The 22,262-nt window shown below is 53.4% G+C and carries 19 protein-coding genes; 9 read left to right on the forward strand and 10 right to left on the reverse strand.

Annotation, left to right across the window (positions count from 1 at the left end):
- Positions 1 to 113: 113 nt before the first annotated feature.
- The 6 genes from AC1931_RS14345 to ubiE form a co-directional block, all read right to left on the reverse strand.
- Positions 114 to 839, reverse strand: a complete 726-nt coding sequence (locus AC1931_RS14345) for an ABC transporter ATP-binding protein (protein ID WP_483877972.1) — start codon at positions 837 to 839, stop codon at positions 114 to 116.
- On the reverse strand, positions 839 to 1,636 hold the full coding sequence (locus AC1931_RS14350; protein ID WP_483877973.1) for an ABC transporter ATP-binding protein: 798 nt from the start codon (positions 1,634 to 1,636) through the stop codon (positions 839 to 841). Before AC1931_RS14350 ends, AC1931_RS14345 begins: the two co-directional genes overlap by 1 nt.
- Before the next feature lie 14 nt (positions 1,637 to 1,650).
- Positions 1,651 to 2,667: a branched-chain amino acid ABC transporter permease gene (locus tag AC1931_RS14355; protein WP_483877974.1), complete on the reverse strand. Its 1,017-nt coding sequence runs from the start codon at positions 2,665 to 2,667 to the stop codon at positions 1,651 to 1,653.
- Between the two features lie 9 nt (positions 2,668 to 2,676).
- On the reverse strand, positions 2,677 to 3,654 hold the full coding sequence (locus tag AC1931_RS14360) for a branched-chain amino acid ABC transporter permease (RefSeq protein WP_483877975.1): 978 nt from the start codon (positions 3,652 to 3,654) through the stop codon (positions 2,677 to 2,679).
- 99 nt (positions 3,655 to 3,753) lie between these two features.
- Positions 3,754 to 4,917 (reverse strand): ABC transporter substrate-binding protein, encoded by a 1,164-nt coding sequence (locus tag AC1931_RS14365; protein WP_483877976.1) that lies wholly within the window; start codon positions 4,915 to 4,917, stop codon positions 3,754 to 3,756.
- Positions 4,918 to 5,160: 243 nt separating this feature from the next.
- Positions 5,161 to 5,877: a bifunctional demethylmenaquinone methyltransferase/2-methoxy-6-polyprenyl-1,4-benzoquinol methylase UbiE gene (gene ubiE, locus AC1931_RS14370; RefSeq protein WP_483877977.1), complete on the reverse strand. Its 717-nt coding sequence runs from the start codon at positions 5,875 to 5,877 to the stop codon at positions 5,161 to 5,163.
- A 117-nt stretch (positions 5,878 to 5,994) separates the two neighbouring features.
- On the opposite strand from ubiE, the gene AC1931_RS14375 reads away from it, so the two are divergent.
- On the forward strand, positions 5,995 to 6,438 hold the full coding sequence (locus tag AC1931_RS14375; protein WP_483877978.1) for a (deoxy)nucleoside triphosphate pyrophosphohydrolase: 444 nt from the start codon (positions 5,995 to 5,997) through the stop codon (positions 6,436 to 6,438).
- The gene (locus tag AC1931_RS14380) at positions 6,435 to 7,274 is read left to right on the forward strand and encodes an MBL fold metallo-hydrolase (protein WP_483877979.1); all 840 of its coding nucleotides are present in this window, start codon (positions 6,435 to 6,437) and stop codon (positions 7,272 to 7,274) included. The genes AC1931_RS14375 and AC1931_RS14380 overlap by 4 nt, the downstream gene beginning before the upstream one ends.
- Positions 7,275 to 7,363: 89 nt before the next feature.
- On the opposite strand, the gene AC1931_RS14385 is transcribed toward AC1931_RS14380, so the two are convergent.
- On the reverse strand, positions 7,364 to 8,149 hold the full coding sequence (locus AC1931_RS14385; protein WP_483877980.1) for an ADP-ribosylglycohydrolase family protein: 786 nt from the start codon (positions 8,147 to 8,149) through the stop codon (positions 7,364 to 7,366).
- A gap of 286 nt (positions 8,150 to 8,435) precedes the next feature.
- Here AC1931_RS14385 and AC1931_RS14390 point away from each other — a divergent pair, with 286 nt between their 5' ends.
- From AC1931_RS14390 to AC1931_RS14410, 5 genes are read left to right on the forward strand one after another with little or no spacing between them, the layout of a single operon-like run.
- On the forward strand, positions 8,436 to 8,999 hold the full coding sequence (locus AC1931_RS14390) for a YceI family protein (protein ID WP_483877981.1): 564 nt from the start codon (positions 8,436 to 8,438) through the stop codon (positions 8,997 to 8,999).
- A gap of 33 nt (positions 9,000 to 9,032) precedes the next feature.
- The gene (locus AC1931_RS14395; RefSeq protein WP_483877982.1) at positions 9,033 to 10,136 is read left to right on the forward strand and encodes a type III polyketide synthase; all 1,104 of its coding nucleotides are present in this window, start codon (positions 9,033 to 9,035) and stop codon (positions 10,134 to 10,136) included.
- Positions 10,133 to 11,341, forward strand: coding sequence for an FAD-dependent oxidoreductase (locus tag AC1931_RS14400; RefSeq protein WP_483877983.1), 1,209 nt, complete (start codon positions 10,133 to 10,135; stop codon positions 11,339 to 11,341). The genes AC1931_RS14395 and AC1931_RS14400 overlap by 4 nt, the downstream gene beginning before the upstream one ends.
- Positions 11,338 to 13,584 carry an efflux RND transporter permease subunit gene (locus tag AC1931_RS14405; protein WP_483877984.1) on the forward strand — a complete coding sequence of 749 codons (2,247 nt, stop codon included), beginning with the start codon at positions 11,338 to 11,340 and terminating at the stop codon, positions 13,582 to 13,584. The genes AC1931_RS14400 and AC1931_RS14405 overlap by 4 nt, the downstream gene beginning before the upstream one ends.
- The gene (locus tag AC1931_RS14410; RefSeq protein ID WP_483877985.1) at positions 13,578 to 14,363 is read left to right on the forward strand and encodes a class I SAM-dependent methyltransferase; all 786 of its coding nucleotides are present in this window, start codon (positions 13,578 to 13,580) and stop codon (positions 14,361 to 14,363) included. The genes AC1931_RS14405 and AC1931_RS14410 overlap by 7 nt, the downstream gene beginning before the upstream one ends.
- Here the strand turns inward: AC1931_RS14410 and AC1931_RS14415 are convergent.
- On the reverse strand, positions 14,297 to 15,001 hold the full coding sequence (locus AC1931_RS14415) for a class I SAM-dependent methyltransferase (RefSeq protein ID WP_483877986.1): 705 nt from the start codon (positions 14,999 to 15,001) through the stop codon (positions 14,297 to 14,299). The two genes, AC1931_RS14410 and AC1931_RS14415, sit on opposite strands and share 67 nt — an antisense overlap.
- Before the next feature lie 302 nt (positions 15,002 to 15,303).
- Between AC1931_RS14415 and AC1931_RS14420 the strand changes: the two genes are divergently transcribed.
- Both AC1931_RS14420 and AC1931_RS14425 read left to right on the forward strand, forming a co-directional pair.
- Complete coding sequence (locus tag AC1931_RS14420) at positions 15,304 to 16,449, forward strand: DUF4382 domain-containing protein (protein WP_483877987.1); 1,146 nt, start codon at positions 15,304 to 15,306, stop codon at positions 16,447 to 16,449.
- A 151-nt stretch (positions 16,450 to 16,600) separates the two neighbouring features.
- On the forward strand, positions 16,601 to 16,945 hold the full coding sequence (locus AC1931_RS14425) for a flagellar basal body rod C-terminal domain-containing protein (protein WP_483877988.1): 345 nt from the start codon (positions 16,601 to 16,603) through the stop codon (positions 16,943 to 16,945).
- Positions 16,946 to 16,957: 12 nt separating this feature from the next.
- Here AC1931_RS14425 and AC1931_RS14430 read toward each other — a convergent pair whose 3' ends face one another.
- Positions 16,958 to 19,888: a PAS domain S-box protein gene (locus AC1931_RS14430; RefSeq protein ID WP_483877989.1), complete on the reverse strand. Its 2,931-nt coding sequence runs from the start codon at positions 19,886 to 19,888 to the stop codon at positions 16,958 to 16,960.
- Between the two features lie 244 nt (positions 19,889 to 20,132).
- Positions 20,133 to 22,244: a GGDEF/EAL domain-containing response regulator gene (locus AC1931_RS14435; RefSeq protein WP_483877990.1), complete on the reverse strand. Its 2,112-nt coding sequence runs from the start codon at positions 22,242 to 22,244 to the stop codon at positions 20,133 to 20,135.
- Positions 22,245 to 22,262: the final 18 nt, after the last annotated feature.

Genomic DNA, 22,262 nt, shown 5'->3' on the forward strand with positions numbered 1-22,262 from the left:
CGATGCTGGTTTTATAGAAAAATATCGGAGTCTACCTATGACCATGCCGCTCGCAAACAACAGACCAAAAGGTTGGGCACGACGGCGACGAAGTCAATCTGACATAAAAAGGACTACCCTCCCAGGTAGGCTTTTTTAACGTCGGGGTTGTTGCTCAGTTCAGCGCTGGTGCCTGCGGCGACGATATTGCCGGTATCGAGGACATAGCCGCGATGGGCGAGGTTCAGCGCCAGACTGGCATTTTGTTCAACCAGCAGGATGGTCATTCCTTCTTCATTAAGACGCTTGAGCTTACGGAAGAGCTCATACTTCAACACGGGGGCCAGCCCCATACTCGGTTCGTCAAGAAGGAGCATCCGGCAACCGGTCATCAAGGCGCGACCGACGGCCAACATCTGTTGCTCGCCGCCGCTTAAGGATTCACTGCGCTGGTGGCGACGTTCCTTCAGCCGCGGGAAAAGGTCAAATACGTAATCATATTCCCGCTCCAGATCAGCATCCTTGTCTCGAGCGAAGGTGGCAAGCTTGAGGTTCTCCATTACCGTGAGGTTTCCGAAAATCCGGCGTCCCTCCGGGGATAACGCCATCTTGAGATGTTTAACCACATCGCTTGGGCGCGTGGCCAGAATGGATTTTCCCTGGAAACGAATATCACCGCCGATCACACGCGGGGCTTCAGGCGGAGCCAGCCTGGCAACAGCATAAAGACTCGTGGTCTTGCCTGCACCGTTGGCACCGATCAGAGTGACGATCTCACCCTCGTTGACATGGAAACTGATTCCGTGCAGTGCCTGGATATTGCCATATCTGACTTCAAGGTTTTCAACACTGAGCAGCATCAGATTTTATCGTCTCCCAGATAAGCGGTGATAACAGCCGGATGATTGCGGATTTCTTCCGGCGTCCCTTCAGCGATAGTCTGACCGAAATCGATGACCTTGATGTGGGTACACAACTCCATCATCACATCCATGTGATGCTCGATCATCCAGATGGCGACATCAAAACGCTCATCAATCCAGCGGACCAGGCGGATCAGTTCGTGAATATCGGACGAATTCAGTCCGGCGGCCGGTTCGTCGAGCAACAGCAACTTCGGATGGATAGACAGGGCACGGGCGATCTCCAGCTTGCGTTGGGTGCCGTAGGGGAGGTTTCGGGGATACTCATCGGCATATTTCTTCAACTCAAAAATGTCCAGCAGCTCCGTCGCTTCACGGGCGATTTCCTCCTCGCGCTGACGATAGCGCTTGCTGCGCACCGCGCTGTGAAAGAACCCATAACCAAGGCGATAATGCTGTGCCACCCGGATATTGTCCATCACCGACATGTCGTTCCATAGACGGATATTCTGAAAGGTTCTGGCCACCCCCAGGGCCGTAACTTTGTGGGGCTTCAAACCGGCCGTCGGCACACCACCAATCAGAATCTGCCCCTCGCTCGGCTGATAGAAGCCGCTGACCAGGTTGAAGACCGTTGTTTTACCGGCACCATTCGGTCCGATCAGTCCGGTCAACTGGTTACCGGCAAGCTTGACGTTAAAATCGGATACCGCTCGCAAGCCACCAAAATTCTGCGTCAATCCACGAATTTCAAGGATTGGAGCGGGAGTTGTCTGCTGCTGTACTTGTTGCATAGCGCTGCCCATCTCTATTTAAACCGGTAGAATTTCTTCAGACGGGGGAAAGTCTGCCCTAACTCACGATTGCCCATAATGCCTTCCGGGCGGAACTGCATCAGGATAATTAACACCAGTGGAATCACGATCCACTTGATAATCTGCAGCGGGCGTAAAAGCTCAAGCAGGATAGTAAAGAGTACCGCTGCCAGAATTGACCCGGAGAGAGACCCCATCCCGCCGAGATAGACCATCACCATGATCTCCGTTGACTTGAGGATATTGAAGCTGCCCGGATTCACGTATCCGAGGATGTAGGCGAACAACCCCCCGCCAATTCCCGCCAACCCTGACGACAGCATGAACGTGATGGTTTTGATCTTGTTGGTGTTGACGCTCATGATCTCGGCGGCTACTTCGTCCTGGCTGATGGCGTTAACCCCCTTGCCGAAGGTCGACGAGACATAGCGGCGAATCACCCATACGCAAAAAATGGTAAACAGAAACACCCAGATCGGCATCCACGGCAGATAAATGGTATCTTCCATGGCATTGATCACCCCCTTCATCCCCATAAAACCGCGGGAACCGCCGATGGTGTTCATATTTTCGATGGCGCTGATAATAATATAATTGGCCGCGATGGTGATAATCGCCAGGTAATCCCCCCGGGTCTTGTAGGAGGGAAAGGCGACCAACAACCCGGCCAGCGCCGCCGCGACGCCGCCCGCGAGAATGATTACCGGAAAAGCATAGAGAGCATATTCAGGATCCAGCAGCGCCGCACCAAACACCCGATCCCTAGCGAACAGCCAGACCCCGAGCACTGAGGCAACGTAGGCGCCGACACACATGAAGCCGGCGTGGCCGCAGGAAAATTCGCCCATGTAGCCATTGACCAGGTTCAAGCTCGACGACAGGATAATGTTCACCCCCATGAACATCAGCACCGACAGGTAATAGAGGCCCAGATACTCATTATAGGCCAGATAGACGATCACCCCGCCGAGCAGCGCCAGGATCAGGTGAACGGAATAACGTTTCAACAAGGGGTACTCCTAGATCTTGGTGGTTTTGGCAACACCGAAAAAACCGGTCGGCTTGAAGGTCAGAATCACCAACAACACGGTAAAGGCAATCAGGTCACGCAGGGTCGACGGGAAAAAAGCCACCACCAGGATCTCGATCCCCCCGAGCAAAAACCCACCCAAAAACGCACCACGGATATCACCGATACCACCTACTACGGCGGCAATAAAGGCCTTCCAACCGATGAGCGCGCCCATGTAAGGCTCCAGCACCGGATAACTCATGGCAAACAGCAGCCCGGCCAACCCGGCAAAACCGGAACCGAGAACAAAGGTGATAACGATGATCTGATCCAGGGGAATCCCCATCAGCGGCACAGCAAACTTATCGTAAGAGATCGCTCGCATCGCCATACCGACCCGGGTTCGGGTGACGATCCAGTGGAGAATCAGAAACACCAGGAAGGCGGTGACAATAACGGCAATTTTAAGGTTGGTGAAGCTTACGCCGCCGACGTTGTAAACATGCTCCTGAATCAACGGCGGGAAGGCCTTACGGCTCGCGCCAAAAATCGCCAGGTTGGCATGCTGCAGAATCAAACCGCACATCAGGGCGGTGATAACCACATAGAGCCGGTGCGCCCCCTTGTTGCGCAGGGGTCGATAAGCGACACGTTCCAGGGTGACCCCGACCAGTGAGGTCAGGATCATCGTCAGCGGCACACACAGAGTCAGCACCACCCAACCGGGCAGGCCCAGCGCCGCCAATAAAAAAGTGGCAACAAAAAAAGCGACGTAGGCGCCGACCATAAAGACATCGCCGTGGGCAAAGTTGATCAGGGTCAACACCCCGTATACCAGGGTATAGCCGAGGGCGATCAGGGCATAAAAACTCCCCCACTGCAGGGCGTTGATAGCATTTTGAATAATCAGTTCCAGCATCATGAACCTTTTGCCTGCAACCCGCAGAATAACGTACCACCGCTCCGGGCAGGAGCGATCTGTCACGAACCTGTGGGTGACCCTTTTTCCGGTTGGTAAAGGAGAAGTATCCCGTCATGCCGATCAGACGAAATCGGCATGACGGGATCAGATGATATTAGACGCTCAGGGACAGACCGACTCCTTGAATTCAAACTCACCGGTCTGGCTGATCTGGACCACCACGGCACATTTTACCGGGTCGCCTTGTTCATCAAACTTCATACTGCCGGTAATTCCATCGAAGCTGGTGATCGCTTTCATCCCATCAAGAACGGCCTGACGGTCGGTACGCAAACGGCCGGTCAATTGGCCAGCGTTCTGAATCCCCTGCAACACAACCTTGGTCGCATCCCAGGTCAGGGCAGCGACGTCATCCGGAGTATAACCGTAAGTCGCGGTGTAGCGGTCGATGAACTCTTTAGTCGCACCGGTGGCACCAGCGGCGGCGTAGTGGGTGGAGAAGTGCAGTCCTTTACAAACATCCCCACACAGTGTCATCAACTCTGCTGAGCCCCAGGCGTCTGAGCCCATGATTTCGCCGGTGTAGCCCTGTTGGCGAGCCTGACGCACGATCAGCGCCACTTGATTGTAATTGTTGGGAACAAAAATAAAGTCGGGCTTGCGGTTGATGATTGTAGTCAGCTGCGCAGAGAAGTCCTGGTCTCGGGTACCGTGACTTTCAAAGGCGACGACGGTGCCCGCGCCCATCTTCTCTTCAAATACCTGTTTGAAAATTTCAGCCAAACCTTTTGAATAATCGTTGGAAAGGTCATAAATAACGGCGGCAGTCTTCGCATCAAAGGTCTTGACGGCGAAATTGACGGCTACCGGTCCCTGGAAGGGATCGAGGAACGCCGCGCGAAAGACCCAGGGACGGTCCAGGGTCGCATCGGGATTGGTCGACCAGGGGGAAATCATTACGGTCTTGTTATCGTTGGCAATCTGCCCGGCCGGCACCGCCTGCTTCGATGAATTAGGCCCGACCACTGCCAGCACCTGGTCGCGCTCGATCAGTTTGAGCATCGCAGTAACCGCCGATTCGGCCTTGGATTCGTTATCTTCATAGATAAAATCAAGCATGTACTTTTTACCACCAACTTCCAGACCGCCGGCACCATTGATGTCGGCCTTGAGCATTTCGGCAGCAAACTTGGATGATTCTCCAACCTTCGGGATATCCCCGGTCATGGAGATGTTGAAGCCGATCTTGATGGTGTCCGCCAGAACCGGCAGCACCAACACCAGTGTAAATACCAGTGCCAGAAATAAAATGACTGTTTTTCTCATTTGAAGCCTCCTGTTGGTTGATGGAAAATCTTTTGACTAAAAGCCCTGTCGCACAGAGCACAAAAAAACCGCCCGCCGGTTATGATTTAACCGGATCGTGGCGGCGTCATTGCCCTGCCAAAACAGATTGATATTCTTCCATAAACACCTTCGCCCTGAACAAAACTGATGTTCATTGTTCTTTAACCAGGTCAAGAAATCAAGCGGAAAGTTCTGCCATGAACAAATATCCTCCCCTCGGCATCATTTCCGGGGTTTGTTCCCCACGTACACAGTCGCGATGCCATAGGTTAAGTCAACATATTGAACCCGCGCAAAACCGGCTTCCGTCATCATTGCGGCGAAATCATTCTGCACCGGAAAATCGAGCACTGAATCAGGCAAATATTCGTAGGCACTGCGTTTTGACAGTAACCCCCCAATTGCCGGCAGGACTTTCCGGAAATAAAGATAGTATATTTTACGAAAAAAGTCATTTTTTGGATGAGAAAACTCAAGAATCACCGCCCGGCCACCCGGCTTGAGTACCCGCACCATCTCACGTAAACCCGCCTCACGATCAACCACGTTACGGATACCGAAGGCGATGGTAACACCATCAAAGCAGTTATCCGGATGTGGGATCGCTTCACAAGGAGCATTGACCAGCATGATCCGCTCCCCACAGGGCGACTGCTTCAGTTTAGCTTGCCCCTGAACCAGCATCCCCTGAGTGAAATCTTCGCCGACGATCATTACCGAGGGGTCGGTCTGGGCGGCAATCTCCAAAGCCACATCGCAGGTGCCGGTAGCAATGTCGAGAACCAGTCCATTTTTGGGAATACTCAGCTGGCTGACAGCAAAGCGTCGCCAACGCCGGTCAATACCGAGAGACAGAACCCGATTGAGCAGATCGTAACGATTGGAAATATCATCGAACATCTGCCGCACACCGCGGCCCTTGTCGGAAATCTGGTACATGAAATAACTCCTGGGATTAACGGGATTGTCACGGAAGATGTTTCTATCATAGAGTGTTTGACAGCACCAACAAAAATCCCGGGGCCTCGAACCTTCCCTCTCATGGAAAGCATGCGGATGAACACACAACAAACAGAGCAGATCACTATCGTCTGTGCTGCCATCATCATTCACCAGCAGAAGGTATTGTTGACACTTCGTCCCCAGGATAAACGTCTGGGAGGGTTCTGGGAATTTCCCGGTGGCAAACTCGAGCCGGGGGAAGTCCCTGAGGCCGGACTCCGGCGGGAATTGCGCGAAGAGCTTGATATCCAGATTGACATTGACCGGCTGTTACAAAGGGTTCAGCACCGTTACGAATGGGGTTCTGTACGCATCGACGGCTATCTTTGTCGCCACACCGGCGGCACGATCAGGCATCTGGAAGTCGCTGACCACGCCTGGGTACCTTTTGACCAGTTGGACACCTATAATATTCTGCCGGCCGATCAACCCTTCATCGAGTGGCTGAAGAACCACGGCAAGCAGGAAGAGGGGCCGGTGCAGGAGGCAAACAAATGAGCGTTAAATTAACCATTCTCTGCGAGAACTGTGTTGAGAAAGCCTCTCCTTTAGGCCTGCTGGGGGAATACGGGTTTAGTTGCCTGGTTGAAACAACCAGCGGCACCTACCTGTTTGATACCGGAGGCGGGCTGACCATCATCAACAATGCCGAACGCCTCGGAATCGACCTTGGCCGACTGGATGGGATCATCCTCAGCCATGGCCATTTTGACCATACCGGTGGTCTCAAACAGGTACTGAAAAAAACCGGGCCGATTGCCGTCTACGCTCACCCGGATCTGTTCAACCGGCGCTTCAGCAGCCATGGCGGCCCTTTACGCAATATCGGTATTGCCTGGGAGCAAGAAGAACTTGAACTCCTTGGTGCCGATTTTCAGCTGTCCAGAGGCCCCGTTGAAATCGCCGAGAGCTTGCTACTTTCGGGGCGCATTCCCCGGACCAGTCCACACGAAACCGGCGACCCCAAACTGGTGATTGAGATCGCAGGGGGGAAACTCGACAGCGACCCCCTCGAGGACGATCTCTCCGCGTTTCTGCGCACCGACAAGGGACTGGTACTCCTTCTCGGTTGCGCTCACGCCGGACTGATCAACATTATCGACCATGCCATCGCGGTCACCGGGGAAAAACGAATTCATGCGATCGTTGGAGGCACCCATCTGATGTACAGCGGCAAAGACCAGCTCAAGGCAACCATGGATCGGCTGGAAAGCGAGGAGGTCTCTTATATTGGCGCATCCCATTGTACTGGACGGACCGGCGCCCTGGCGCTGGCGGAGCGCTGCGGGGAGCGCTATTTTTCGGCAACCGTCGGTGCAACCCTGGAAATTTAGAGGTCAGCTATCATGCATGAGCTGCCTTCCGGCACGATCGTTCGCGGCTAAAAGCGCTCATTGCAGGTTCTGCTGAATATTGCCGAGGGTCAATCGGCGGCGGCAATCCCCATCACCTCATGGCGAAAGCGTTTGACCAGTTGTCGTTGAAATACATCCAGCTTGGCCAGACACCAGCTCACCAGAGGCTCAGAAATCCCGCCATAAGAGGCTTCAGCAATAGTGCCGCAGATACAGGCGATAGTATCTGAATCACCACCAATAGAAACAGCCGTACGAATCGCATCTTCAAAGTCGCTGCTGTACAGAAAGCAGCTTAGCGCCTGGGGCACCGAACCCTGACAGGTCACATCAAATTGATATCCGGGTCGAATCTGGTCCGGCGTCAGATCCAGGGCATAACCGAAGTGTTGCTCGACAGCTCTTTTGATCTGATCTTTGCCCTTACCATGACGTGCCAGAAAAACCGCACTGGCGACCGCCTGCGCGCCCCTGATTCCCTCCGGGTGGTTATGGGTCGGCAGGGCGCTCTGCCGCGCCAATTCCATTACCTTGTCCAGTGTGGATCCGTACCACCCCACTGGTCCTGCCCGCATGGCCGAACCATTACCGAAACTGTTGTACCCTCCGGGACTCTCTCCCTGTGCCCAGGCAGCAAAACTTCGTCCGTAACCGGCGTTGGGATAGCGCCGGTAATTGGAGCGATAAGCCTCACCGAAAGGAATATGATCGAGCAGGGCCTGCGCTGTGGCGATGGTCAGCACCGAATCGTCCGTAGCCCGGCAATCGGCATGACAGAATTCAAAGTCCCTGGCCTTATAATTGTGCCATTCAAACCGGCTGCCGACCATATCTCCAATCAACGCCCCGAGCATTTATCCTCTCCTTTTACAAACCGCCTGTAATGCTGTGCGTCGCTCAAGCCTGAGAACCCACATTAGATGCCAACGATAAAGTAATGATCATGTTATGCTGCCGGGTCAGCAGATGAAACACCGACAGATCGGGTTCATCTTGCCTGTCAATCATAAGTGTACGCCTGCCGGGGCCAGGCGCAACAAGAATATCTTGACCTTTTCATCCCCAGCAGCTCTTACATTTACTGCCGGATGGCGTTAAAATTACCCAGGGTAATTCAATTCCTTACCAACTGGAGACCAAATGAAACATCTCCTGATCTTTCTGCTTTTCCTCGTAGCACCGGCAGTAGCAGAGGGAGCTCTTTTCCACGGCGAATGCAGCGTGTCCTTCGCGGTCCGCTCGACCCTTCATGATTTTCAGGGGTCCGGCCGTTGTGAGCCGTTTATTATCCGTGCAGCTGATGGTTCCATCGGCGCCCCCCTGCTGGCAGTTCCGGTCACCAGTCTCGATACCGATAGCCGTCGTCGCGACAATCAGATGCACAAGATGTTTGAATCCGAGGTATTCCCACTGATCACCGGTTCTACCGAAGAGGTCATTCTCAAAAACGTTCTCGCCCTTTTCAACGGGAATCATGTTTTACCAACAGAGATTGTCTTTGACCTAAAGATTCGCTCCATAACCCACCAGATACGGGCAGCGGTTGTAGAGCTTCACGTTGGTGCAACAGAGCTCAGGGCCGAATTGCGTTTTGACGTATCCCTTTCAGCATATCAACTGCACCCTCCTTCGGTCTTTGGAATCATCAGGGTTAATGACACGATTGAAGTCACAACATCGGTGCTGCTGCACGCTGACCAATGACCCGCCGGCCAGCTATCTGCTAAGGATTTAACGATGAAACCTGTATGGATCCATCATCTGGAGACCGCGGTCCCGGATAAAAGCTACAATCAGCAAGACGTCGGCGAGCAGATGCTTGACTGGACCAGCGATCCGCGCGCCCGGCGACTGACCCGGATGCTCTACCGCAGCTCCGGTATTGATACGCGTTACAGCGTCATCCCGGACTGGGGTGCCAATTTCTTCACCGCAACGCCGGACGGTACCTTCAGACAACCAACAACCGCGCAACGCAACCGGATCTACACCACTGAGGCGACCACCCTGGCCACTAAGCTGGGGCATAAACTCTTAGGCGGTACAACCACATTCGATCCGCAAGACATCACCCACGTTGTCACCGCCTCCTGCACCGGCTTTTTCAATCCCGGTATCGATTATATCCTCTGCCGTGAGCTGGGGCTGGGCGACAATACACAACGCTATCATCTTGGTTTCATGGGTTGCTATGCCGCCTTTCAGGCCTTGAATATGGCGGCTCAATTCTGCCGGGCCGATCCGGATGCCGTGGTTCTGGTCATGTGTCTGGAATTATGCAGTCTGCATCTCCAGCTGAACGGCAGTGAAGACAGTCTGCTGGCCAACGCCCTGTTTGCAGACGGCGCGGCGGCGGCCCTGGTCAACTCGCGCCCGGCAGCCGCCGGCCACAGCTACCGCATCATGGATTTTCACTCGGCCCTGATCCCCTCAGGGGTGGACGCCATGGCCTGGAGCATCGGTGATAACGGTTTTGACATTTCCCTGTCGAGTTATGTTCCTAAAATCATCGGCGCAGGAATCGCCGATCTGATAAAACCCCTGCTGGATCTGCACCAGATGGGGATTGAAGACGTCCATACCTGGGCTGTCCATCCGGGCGGCAAATCCATCATCGACAAGGTGGTCGAAGGTCTAGAGATTCCACCCGGCAAGGTCGCGGCTTCACGTGATATTCTTCGGCGCTATGGCAACATGAGCAGCGCCACCATCCTTTTTGTGCTGCACCATATCCTCGCAGCAGCCAAAGAAGATCACCAGCAACTGATCGGGGCGATGGCCTTCGGGCCGGGTCTCACCGCTGAAATGGCCCTGCTGCAGCTAGAGCCGGGCCATCCATGAGCGCCGCTTGCGATTACGACGTCATCATTGTTGGTGGTGGCCCGGTCGGATTACTGCTGGGGAACCTCCTTGGTCATGGCGGCATCCGCACCCTGCTGGTAGAAAAAAAAGCGGCAGCTCCCCGGCGATCCATGGCCATCGGCATGACTCCTCCGAGCCTGGAGATCCTGTCACGGATCGGTCTGGCAGAGACCTTTATCAAAGAAGCCGTCAAGGTTGATCATGCCTGTATTTTTGAAGAAAAAAAGTTCCTGGGCGAGTTACGTTTCAACTCACTTCAGGGACATTATCCCTTTATCCTCTCTCTTCCACAGGCGCAAACCGTCTCGCTGCTCGAAAAAAATCTGGAATCTTCAAGCAGTATCACGCTCCGCCGCCAGTGCAGCTTTCTGGATGCAACCCAACAACAAGACAAGGTCCTGGTGGCGCTAGGCCCTGATGAGAACAGGAGTCAGCTATTCACGACCAGGGTTCTGATCGGTTGTGACGGCCATCGTAGTAACGTCAGAACGGTGGCAGCCATCCCCTGTTTCGACACCAGAACCTACCCGGTTAATTTTGTCATGGCCGATTTTCAAGATCGAACAGATTTCGGCTGCAGAGCCCACCTGTACTTTAACCGCGCCGGATCCCTGGAATCCTTCCCTTTGCCAAAAGGGCAGCGGCGCTGGATTCTGCAGCTTGATCGGCACCAGAGCAGCTCTGACGTCACTACCCTTATTCATGGGATACACAACCGTTCCGGCCTGAATCTGTCACCTGCTGATTGTGTTGACACCTCCCGTTTCAGCGTTCATCGCTTTGTCTGCAAACGTTATTTTTCGGGAAGGACCATACTCTGTGGTGATGCCGCCCATGTCATGAGCCCCATTGGTGGCCAGGGAATGAATACCGGCATGGCTGACGCGGAATTCCTCGCCGATCTTCTGATCAGGCACTTTCTCTCTTCAGAGGATCTGGCTGCGCTGTTGATGCGTTATGATCATGTGAGACGCCAGGCGTTCACGGTGGCTGCAAATCGGGCGGCACGGGGAATGTGGCTGGGAACCAGGCGTGGACGAGTCGCCTCTTTTCTCCGTGCGCCGGCTATCAGAACCCTGCTTAACTCCCCCTTGAGCAACTGCCTGCCCCCCTATTTTGCGATGCAGACGATCCCCGGCCGGTCTCTTTCAGGGAGTCATTTTTATCCGGAGGCGACAGGATGAGGTGGCCCAAAAAAGGCTTCAAATCACCGGGAGAACATTTTCTGCAGTATCAGCTCGGCAAAGGTCGCAATGTCTTTCTGCTGTTACTCCTCGTTCTGACCGCAACAGCGATCTATCCCGCCCTGCACGTTGACATCGAAAATGACAACAGCTCCATGGTTTCCCATGACCGGGAGCTACGACAGAACTACAGTGTTTTTCGCGACACCTTCGGCAATGACGAACTCCTGATCATCGCCCTGACCGCTCCGGATCTGTTAACTCCTGAAAAAATCAAGCGGATACACAATCTCAGAGCCGATCTGACCGGGATCAACGGTGTTATCAGTGTAACAACGCCGTTCTTGCAGCGACAACCACCCGTCATCATGACCCCCTTTTCTCCTGCTTTGCCGCCCCTTACCACCCCTGAGTCAGGCCTTTCCTCTTTGCCCATGTTACTGTCCCCGGACCGCGAAACAGCACTGATCCTGGTTGACCTGAGTGCTGATATCGCCAAGCAACAGCTGGCACTGACAACCATTGAGGACCTGATTGGCAAGGTCCATTCAGATCTTGATCTTCGGCTGTCCGGAATCCCGTTACAAAAGCTGACCGTATCGCGACTCATACAGCGAGACCAGCTGGTTACGATCCCCCTTGCCGTGGTCATTCTGAGTCTGCTGCTGTGGTTTTTTTTCCGGCAGTTGTCTGGATTGTTGTTGCCCCTTACGGTGATGGCCATCAGCATGTCCTGGACCATTGCTCTTTACAGCCTCAGTGGCTTTGCCCTGAATACCATTACTGCACTGCTAGCACCGGTTGTCATGGTTCTATCGGTAACGACCACCGTACATCTTTACAACAACTGGTTGCGCGGTAACCCGTCAACCAACGATAGACATCATCACATCATCAGGGTGGCAATAACCCTGTTCCGTCCCTGCCTGTTCACAACCTTGACGACAGCCATGGGGCTGGCTTCTTTGTTGCTCAGTAATATTCCGGCAGTCCGTTTATTCGGTGGCTTTGCGGCGATGGGTATCTGTTTGTCATTTGTTGTCAGTTTTCTTCTGGTTCCAATTGTCTTGAGCTTTTTACCGCAACCGATCCCGCAACAAGATGCAAGCTCTTCTGTTTTTCACCATATCCTGGCGAAGCTGGCTGATTTGTCAATCAACCAGCCCGGGAGGGTACTGCTGGCGGCTCTGGCTTCGGTCCTGTTTGCCTTCAGCGGAATTCCACAGATCAGCAACAATACCGACCTGATCCGATTTCTGAAAACAGATCAGAAGCTGTTCCGTGATACCATGCATATCGACCGTACCTTCGGAGGAGTCAACCGGATCGAATTCATGCTTGAGCGCACTGATGGCTTACCCCTCACACAAAACCGGGACATTCAACAGCTGATCATTTTTCAACGCGGCCTGGAAGCCATGCCTCAGGTCACTGGAACCGATAGCCTGTTGTCATTACTCGCGCAGCAGATGGCATCTGCAGGTATAGCTTTCTCACCGGCTGAACCAGGTCAGATCGTGCGTCTACTGAAGACCGCCCAAAAGTCCGAATCCGCCATCTTTGACCGCTTCAGCAGTCCGGACCAGACCCGACTGCGACTGAGTGTCCGCACTCCTGTCCTGGGAACTGCGGATCTTGCAGCTCTGATCACCGACATTGAAGAACTTGCCGATCTGGGTCTTGGTGGCTCATATTCGCTGACACCAACCGGCGAAGCCTACCAACTGGCAATCGACTCCAATCAGCTGGTTCGCAACCTGGTCGGAAGCTTTTCCCTTTCTCTGGTGATGATTCTCGCCGCCATACTGGTGATGTTTCGATCCCTCAAACTGCTGATCGTGGCCCTGATTCCCAACCTGATTCCGTTGCTCTGGACCTTCGGGCTGATGGGCTATCTGGGGATAGATTTAAGTACCGGCACAGCCATGATTGCCGCTGTCGCCATCGGTCTGACCGTGGACAGCACGATCCATTACCTGGCGGAATTTCAACGGGAAAATAGCGGCGACATCAATGCCGCCATCAGATGGACAACCACAACAACAGGACAAGCCCTGAGCATTTCAGCCCTGGTTCTTTTTTTTGGTTTTGCGGCCGGAGGCGCCAGCAGTTTTCTGCCGACAGTCTACTTTTCCCTGCTGACCGGCACAACCATGCTGGGAGCATTGCTCTGTGATCTTGTCGTTCTACCCGCCGGCCTGGTATTAATGAATCGCTTTGAAGCCGGGAGACGGGCATGCTGAGGCAATTATCCACGATCAAAGAGCGATTCAATCGTGCGCGCAACATCTCAGGTCATATTGACACCCCGGAAAAAAAACGACAATTCAACCGGCAGCATTTTGCCGTTTCAGCAAACCGCTATGACCTGGCAACCAGAGCCATGTCATTAGGCCGTGATCGCAGCTGGAAAAAACAACTGATCGCCGCCCTTCCGCAAGGGGGAGCGCTGAACTGCCTGGATCTGGCCACGGGCAGCGGCGATCTGGCTTTTCTGCTCGCTCGCGCCTACCCCGAGGGCAGGGTAATCGGCCTCGACCTGACAGCGGAGATGCTGCAATTGGCCAATGAGCGTAACCACTATCATCATCTCACTTTTGTCTGCGCCGACATGGCAACTACGGGGCTGGCTGCTGGCAGCTTCGACATCATCACCGGCAGCTACGCCCTGCGTAATGCCGCCGACCTGGGTGACGTTTTAGATGAAATTCAGCGCCTGCTCAAACCGGGCGGGCATGCCGCATTCCTCGATTTTTCAAAACCGGCACTGATTGTGGCACAAAAAGGACAGTATCAATTACTCAAGAGCTGGTGTGGCTTGTGGGGGTTGTTGCTGCACGGTGATCCGGGGATCCACGCCTATATTGCCGACAGCCTGAAACAGTTTCCCGACCGGAAAAACTTTCATCTGCTGCTCCGCAAAGCAGGTCTCGAGTTGATATCGTCGCGGTTGTTCTATGCCGGAATACTCGAATTGGTGCTGGTGCGCAAAGCAGCATCAAAAGGTTTAACAGCGCTGTAAAGTGCGATGGTTCCGTAGATGGTATTAACCGTCTGCAGCTGCTTCACGTCGATAAAACCCTGGCCGGAAAAGAGTTCGGGCATGCGGCCGGCGATGTGATCTCTGGTCGTGGCAAAACCGTCGAGCACTTGCACGGTCAAAAACAGTAACCGCATCAAGCGGCTGTCCGGAGCCCCCCAGTCGGCAACATAAAATTGCCCGCCCGGTCGCAGAACCCGATAAACCTCCCTGACGGACCTGACTTTTTCGTCCCAGGTTAAATGATGAAAAAACATGGTCGACAACACCTGATCAAAACTGGCACCCGCATAAGGCAAGGAAAAAGACAAAGCCCGATCAAAGGCAATTGACAGCCCTGCCGATTCTGCCTTGCGCCTGGCTTTGTTCAGCATTCGCTGATCAGCATCAACACCGGTCAGTTCCAGAGCCGGGTGGTATTTCTTGACCATTACCGCCAGGGTTCCGGTCCCGCAGGCCAGATCCAGGGCTTTTTGTCCTGGTTGAAGTTCGGCCCGGCGTATCAGAGCCTGCTTGACGGTCCGCTCGCGGCCGGTCAGTCCAACGATCAGATCGTAAAAGGGGGTAAAAAGATGAAATCCCAGGGCGGGGATAAATTTTTCACTTTCGGGGATTTTCACAACAGAACCGTCAGGGCAAGAAGTCTCAAATACTTCAGCTGAAATAACTGTCAGACCGTTGTAAACCAGTCTATATCATTTATCTGCACCCGGCAAATGCCGACCAGAGCCATTGGTGCCCTATAACATGGCCGACGTGTTGTCACATGGCCGTTTATTCCCCCTATACCCTCTGTGCACACTGCCCTACATTGCCAACAACCGCCGAGATGTAGTTTTTTATTTAACCTGTGATAGAATGGGTAGCACCTGTACAAACGGCACCTGTGAATCAAATGAAAAGAAACCAAGGAGGTTACACTATGCCTGTCAAGAAACTATATCTGTTCCTCACGCTCTCGGTTGCCGCTCTGATGACCCTCACCCTCGCTTCCTGTGGCGGCGGCGGTAGCGACAGCTCCAGTAGCGGTGATGGAACCCTTACCCTCGCACTTACCGACAGCACCACTCAGGAATACCGGGCAATTTATGTCACCATCGATCAGGTTGACGTCCATCGTGCCGACGGCAACTGGGAGGTTGTAGCCACCCCACAGGCGACCTATAACCTGCTCGAACTGGTTAATGGCGTCACTGTTGTTCTCGGTGAGGAAAGACTGCCAGCGGGTGACTATACCCAGATGCGCCTGATTATTGGTGCTGTTGCGGATAATGGCACCAACCTTGACAACAATCCCCACCCCTACGCCAACTATCTGTTGATGACTGACAACAGTATCGAGAAACTCAAAATCCCCAGCGGCCCGCAAACCGGCATCAAACTGGTCAGCGGCTTTACCATCAACGAAAGCCAGACCACCGAGCTGCTCCTCGATTTTGACGCCATGCGTTCCGTTGTCAAGGCAGGGACTAGTGGCCTCTACCTGCTCAAACCCACCATCAAGGTACTAAAAGTTGCCGAGTACACCAGCGTTGAGGGAACGGTCACAACCACCATAAATGAAGTATCCACACCACTGGCTGGTGCCTTCGTCAGTGCTCAGGCCGGTGATCCGCTGCACATTCACGCAGGCACCGTTACTGATGACGAGGGTGAATACAAACTGTTCCTGATGCCCGGCACCTACACCCTGGTGGCCACCGCAACTGAGTACCTGCCGGCATGCAGTCCCCTGACCCTGACAAGGGGTGATCAATTACTGGCCGATATTGATCTGACACCGGCAGATATAGCCTTCACCCTTGAAGGCACAGTCACCGTAGCAAATCCTGCTGAAGATCAGAGTGTCACCCTGACCTTCTACCAGACGGTTGCCTGCAGCGATGCCACCCCCGCCGTCGTGGTGGTCAGGGAGTTAAATGTCGCCGCTGACACCGATGGGGTCAGTTATGAGATCAGCCTGCCTGGTGGAAGCTATAGGATTGTAGCGACCACTGACGATAAGAATGCGATTGAGATAAATCTCAACCTCAACAGCAGCGCCACCGAAAACATAAATTTTCTTTAAAAAAAAGAAGCATTAGTATCATTTTCTGCCACCCCCGTCGCTATCGATTAGCCGCGGGGGTTATTTTTGGGGAGCACTGATTAGTCTCAATAAATGTGAATTGACAAACAAAGCTGACTTCTCTATAGTTGTGTTCTACGAGGAGGCCGCCATGACCCTTTCCATCAGTACCAGTATTTCCGCCCTGAATGCCCTTGGCAAAAGACAGGCGAACAGCGCCAATAACATTGCCAACAGCGAGAGCGAGGGGTTTAAAAAATCGCGGGTAGTGCTTGAGGAAGGTGCAAAGGGAACGGTTACGGCAAAACCCCAGGTGGTCAACACCCCCGGCACCATGATCAACCAGCCCGATGGTTCGCTGACTGAAACCTCAAACGTTGATCTGGCCACTGAAATCACCACTATGATGCCGACCAAACATGCCTACCAGGCCAATCTCAAAGCCCTGCAAGCCGCTGCCGAGATGGAAAAAACCACCCTTGATCTGATCGGCTAGGCGGGCTGATTCTCATCCCTTGATCGTGTCCCGCACCTTGACGGCAAACTCCGCCACCGAGAAGGGCTTCTGGATAAAGTGAACACCTTCATCCAGGACGCCGTGGTGAGCTATAACGTTGGCGGTATAGCCGGACATGAACAGGACCTTCATCTCCGGCTGCAATGCCTGAATGATCCCGGCCAGGTCGCGGCCATTCATCTCCGGCATCACCACATCGGTGACCATCAGGTCGATGGAATCTTCTTTTAGTTGAGCCAGGCGAATTGCTTCGCTGGGAGAGGATACCGGCAGCACCTGATAGCGCTGGTTTTCGAGCATGGTTCCGGCCATTTCCAGAATCGCCTGGTCATCTTCAACCAGAAGGACGGTTTCACCACGACCCCATGGGATAGCGGAATTTTCACGAGTCATCATTTCTTGAACCTCACCAATCTGCCGGGGCAGATAAACCCGGAATGTTGTTCCTTTATCCAACTCACTATAGACATTGATAAAACCCTTATTCTGTTTAACAATGCCATGAACGGTGGCGAGCCCCAGCCCGGTTCCCCTGCCAACCCCCTTGGTGGTGAAAAATGGCTCAAAAATTTGGGCCTGCAGCTTCTTCTCAATGCCACAGCCATCATCGCTGACCGCCAACAACACATAATCACCAGGAAAAACGTCGATATGTCTGGCGCAATATTCTTCATCAAAACTGACATTACCGGTTTCAATGGTAATCTTCCCGACGCCACCAATGGCATCGCGGGCATTGACACACAGGTTGGCCAGCAACTGATCGAGCTGCGACGGATCGATACGAATCTGCCATAGATCGGACCCGGGACGCCAGGCGATATCAATATCTTCACCAATGAGACGCTCGAGCATCTGTAACATGCCGGTTACAGAGGCGTTCAGGTCGAGCACTTTGGGCGCGACCGTCTGCTTGCGCGCAAAGGCCAGCAGCTGCCGGGTCACCTCTGCTGAACGCTGGGCTGCATCAATAATCTGAGTGAGCCGCTTGAACAAGGGGTCATCGGCCGTTATTTTGGATAAAGCCAGTTCGGCATTACCAAGAATAACCCCAAGCATATTATTGAAATCGTGAGCGACACCACCAGCTAACTGCCCCACTGCCTCGACCTTCTGTGACTGCAGCAACTGATCACGCAAATTCACCTGCTCAGTAACATCTCGGGCAATGCCAATAAAACCAGTGATCTGGCCATTTTCATCTGTCACCGGCGAACCACTGGAAACATGCCAGCGCCAGCTGTCATCGCTGGATTTAACGCGGTATTCAGGACTGGTCTGTTTTTTACCGGCAATCAGGGTTGTTTCAAAAAAGTTGCGGCACAGAACCAGGTCGTCGGGGTGAATAAGATGGTCAAAAGGTTGCCCCAGGGGATTTTGCGCCCCCTCACCCAGAAAATCAATCCAGTTGGGTGAGACATAAGTAAAAATGCCTTCAGGCGAGAGCGAGTAGACAATATCATGGGCATTTTCCACAAAGCCACGAAAGCGCATTTCACTCTCACGCAGTTCCTGTTCGATGCGCCGCTCCTCGGTCTGGTCCCGGAACACCAACACCACTCCGGTGATATTTCCCTGATCATCATATATGGGGGCACCTGAATCGGCAATGGGGCGTTCGCTGCCATCAGGGGTAATCAGCAGGGTATGATTAGCGAGCCCTACGACCACCCCCTCCTTCAGTACCTTGGCCACCGGACTTTCCACCAGAGTTCGTGTCTCTTCACTGACGACACAAAACACCTCATCAAGCTGACGACCTAGGGCTTTACTTTCACTCCAACCGGTCAGTTGTTCCGCCATCGGATTCAACAACTCGACCCGACCCGTAGCATCGGTGGCGATAACAGCGTCACCGATCGCCTTTAAAATGATGCTGTGACGTTCAACAATAGCGCGCAACAGTGCCTCAGAAGTGTACAACCTTTCATAGTGAAACCTGCGATCACGTTGCCAGAACAGAATCCCCATGGCACCAATGGACAGTATCAGGGTTGCCAGCAGTCCGCTGATCATCAGCGCGCGAAATCGCCATTCAGCAAAAATTTCCACCGCATCTTTTTTGACAACAACGAACCATGGAGAATCGGGCACCGGCGACACTGCCGCGACTACAGAAACGCCACGATGATCTGTCCCTTCAAAAATACCCTGATGACCAAGAACTGCCGCTACCGCAGGGTCATTGGTGTTCTGCAGAGGAATCCGCAGATCTAAAGCAGCGCCTTCACGATGGCGCACATCACTGAGCACCAGCACGTCATCCCCGTCGCGCGCCACGAGATAGGCTTCCGCCGTATCACTCGGGAGCGGCCAGCCCTGTATCATGGGGAAAAGCTGTTCCTGCGCGTTGCTGATCAGCAAAACGGCACCCATGGCCTCGGTTTCGGCCCGGACATCGGAATAAAGTGGGGCAACTGTTGCCAGATAAGGCTTGTGGGTCATTGGATCAGGATAAATATGGGTAAACAACGGGCGCCGTTGAGCCATGGCATTATAAAACAGATCAATGCAACAATCGGACAAAACCCTGTCGCGACCTGTCATGGTCAATCGAATCGTAGCGTCAGGATCAAGCAATACGACATCCTGATAATGATGATTGGCCTGAAAACTCATAAACCTTGAGCGGATAAATTCGCGGCTTTCTGTCTGGGGATCGGCAAGGAAACTGGCAACTTGACGCAGGAACGGTTGACTGCTGATAATCAGTTCGGCATTACTGAGGCGCTCCGCGCGCCAGGACACCAGTTGATCGACCTTAAGCTGGGCAACAGCGGAAAGGTCCCTCACCATCACAGCATGCATTGCCGCCTGCTGATTTTGAAAGAACCAGGCTCCGGTTACGGTAATGGTCAGCAGAATCACGCCAAGAGCAATGATGATCCAGCGGAATTTTTTAGCTGCAAGAGCTGTCTGCATCAAACCTCCTGACGCACACCGGGGTCGTTCACTCTATGAATGCCGGGATAAGGAAGAACAAAAGACAAAAAGACAACAAGGTAAGAATACGCTAATACATCCCAAAAGAGAAGAAAAAAAGGAAGCAAAGCGGCCGATCATTAACGAAAAATACCCGTTTGCATCATCGTTGCAACAATAACGAGAAATCCACCATGATACGATTCGCGGATGGCTGCAAAACGAAAAAAACAACAGGGGCTCGTTAGGGACTTTGGAAAACCGGAATCTTTTCCACTGGCCAGCGGTCTCCCTTTTTGAGGAGTGCAGCGAATGTATCTGCCGGCAGTGGTTTACTGAACAGATAACCCTGGACGACATCACATTCGTTGGCCACCAGAAAGTCCAGCTGTGCGGACGTTTCCACCCCTTCTGCAATGGCCACGAGGTTAAGGTTATGGGCAATGTCGACGATACTGGCAACAACGGAAGCCCCGGACGGGTCGGTGCTGACGTCGTGAATGAAAGACTGATCAATCTTCAGACTATCAACGGGAAAGCGCCGCAGATAATTCAAGCTTGAATAACCGGTGCCAAAATCGTCAAGGCTCAAATGAAGTCCGAGCTTTTTCAGTTCATGCAGGGTTTTACTGGCTCTTTCGGGATCGTCCATGATCATGCTTTCAGTTATTTCAAGTTCCAGCAGATCTGAACTGACCCCGAAGTTTTCGAGAACGGCCCTCACCGTATCCGCCAGATCGCCCAGGCGGAACTGCCTTGCCGACAGATTAACGGCAATCCGAATGCAGGGCAGCCCCGCAGCCTGCCAGCTCAGGCTTTGGCGACAAGCCTCCTCCATGACCCACCTGCCAATCGGCACAATCAGGCCGGTCTGTTCGGCAATAGGAATAAACTTGGCGGGAGAGATCATCCCGCGCTGCGGATGCTGCCAGCGCAGCAAGGCCTCACAACCGGCAATCTGTCCGGTGCGCAGATCCACCTTAGGCTGGTAATGCAGGATCAGCTCATGATGGTCAATAGCCAGATGCAGATCATTCTCCAGCTCCAGGGTGTCGACCCCCTCTAACTCCATTTCACTGCTGTAGAGGCTGCAGCAATTCCCACTTTTTTTTGCCTGATACATAGCAATATCGGCATAACGGATCAGAGTATCGCTATCATCACTGTGGTTGGGGTACAAACTCACACCCACACTGGCCGACAGATTGAATCGCCGCTCACCAAGCTCATAAGGAGCAGTCAGCACCGCAGAAAGATTATCGATCACTGCCATGACATCATCCCGGTTGGCCACCTGGGTCAGCATGACAACAAATTCGTCACCGCCGAAACGCGCAACCGTGTCGGTTTCCCGTACCGTCTGTTTCAGTCGCCTGGCGACATGACACAAGAGCTCGTCCCCCAGCGCATGTCCCAGGGTATCGTTAACAACCTTAAAGCGATCGAGGTCGAGCAGAACCAGTGCAACAATCCGACCGGAGCGCTGGGCAAAGTTGATGGCCTGATCGAGACGGTCCTTGAGCAGAACGCGATTGGTCAAGCCGGTGAGCAGATCATGGGTCGCCTGAAACTCAAGCTGTTTTTCATATTTCTTCTGGGTCGTGATATCGCGGGCGACATGAATGTAATATTCCTGATCGCTGGTGGCGGGAAAAGGTGTCGTGGTTATTTCAAATATCTTTTCTTTCTGTTGACAATACACTACTCCACTATGGGATTTTCCATCCCAGATTGTTTGAGCCTGCGGACAGTCAGAACAGACATTGGTTTTACCCCACAAGGCCTCGCAGCAGCGCATACCCACCAGCTCTCCGGGCAAAAAGCCAGTCAGCCGGTAAGCTGCCCGGTTGGCACGGATGATCTTCATCTGCTTATCATGAATGGTAATCACCTCACTCATGGCATCAAAGGTCATCTCCCACTCCTGCCGCGCCTGACCGGCTTGCGCTTCAGCACGGTGACGATCCTGCAGGGCTTCCCATTCCCGCAGGCAACGTTCAACGATGCGCGGCATAGCGGCGAAAGTTTCAGGTGTTTTGACAATGTAGTCAAGAGCACCGGCCTTGATGACTTCAACGGCCAGCGCCTCACTACCCTGAGCAGTGAGGATCAGCACCGGGAAAGCGCGATCTTCAGAATCCTCTTTGAGATAGCTTATCGCCTGACCATCGGGCAGATTGAGATCAAGCAGCAGGATATCAGGGCAAAAGGTCTTAACCTGCCGGCGACACTGCTGCAGACTGTCAGCAATTGAAACCTCATAAACGGAACCACTTGACAACAAACAGCGCATGATCGCGTTAGCGTGCGGCAACTCATCTTCTACGATCAGGATACGAATGAGTTCCTGTCTCATAAACCCTCTCAAACCCTA

The sequence above is a fragment of the Pelovirga sp. C15f genome, from assembly GCF_057178085.1.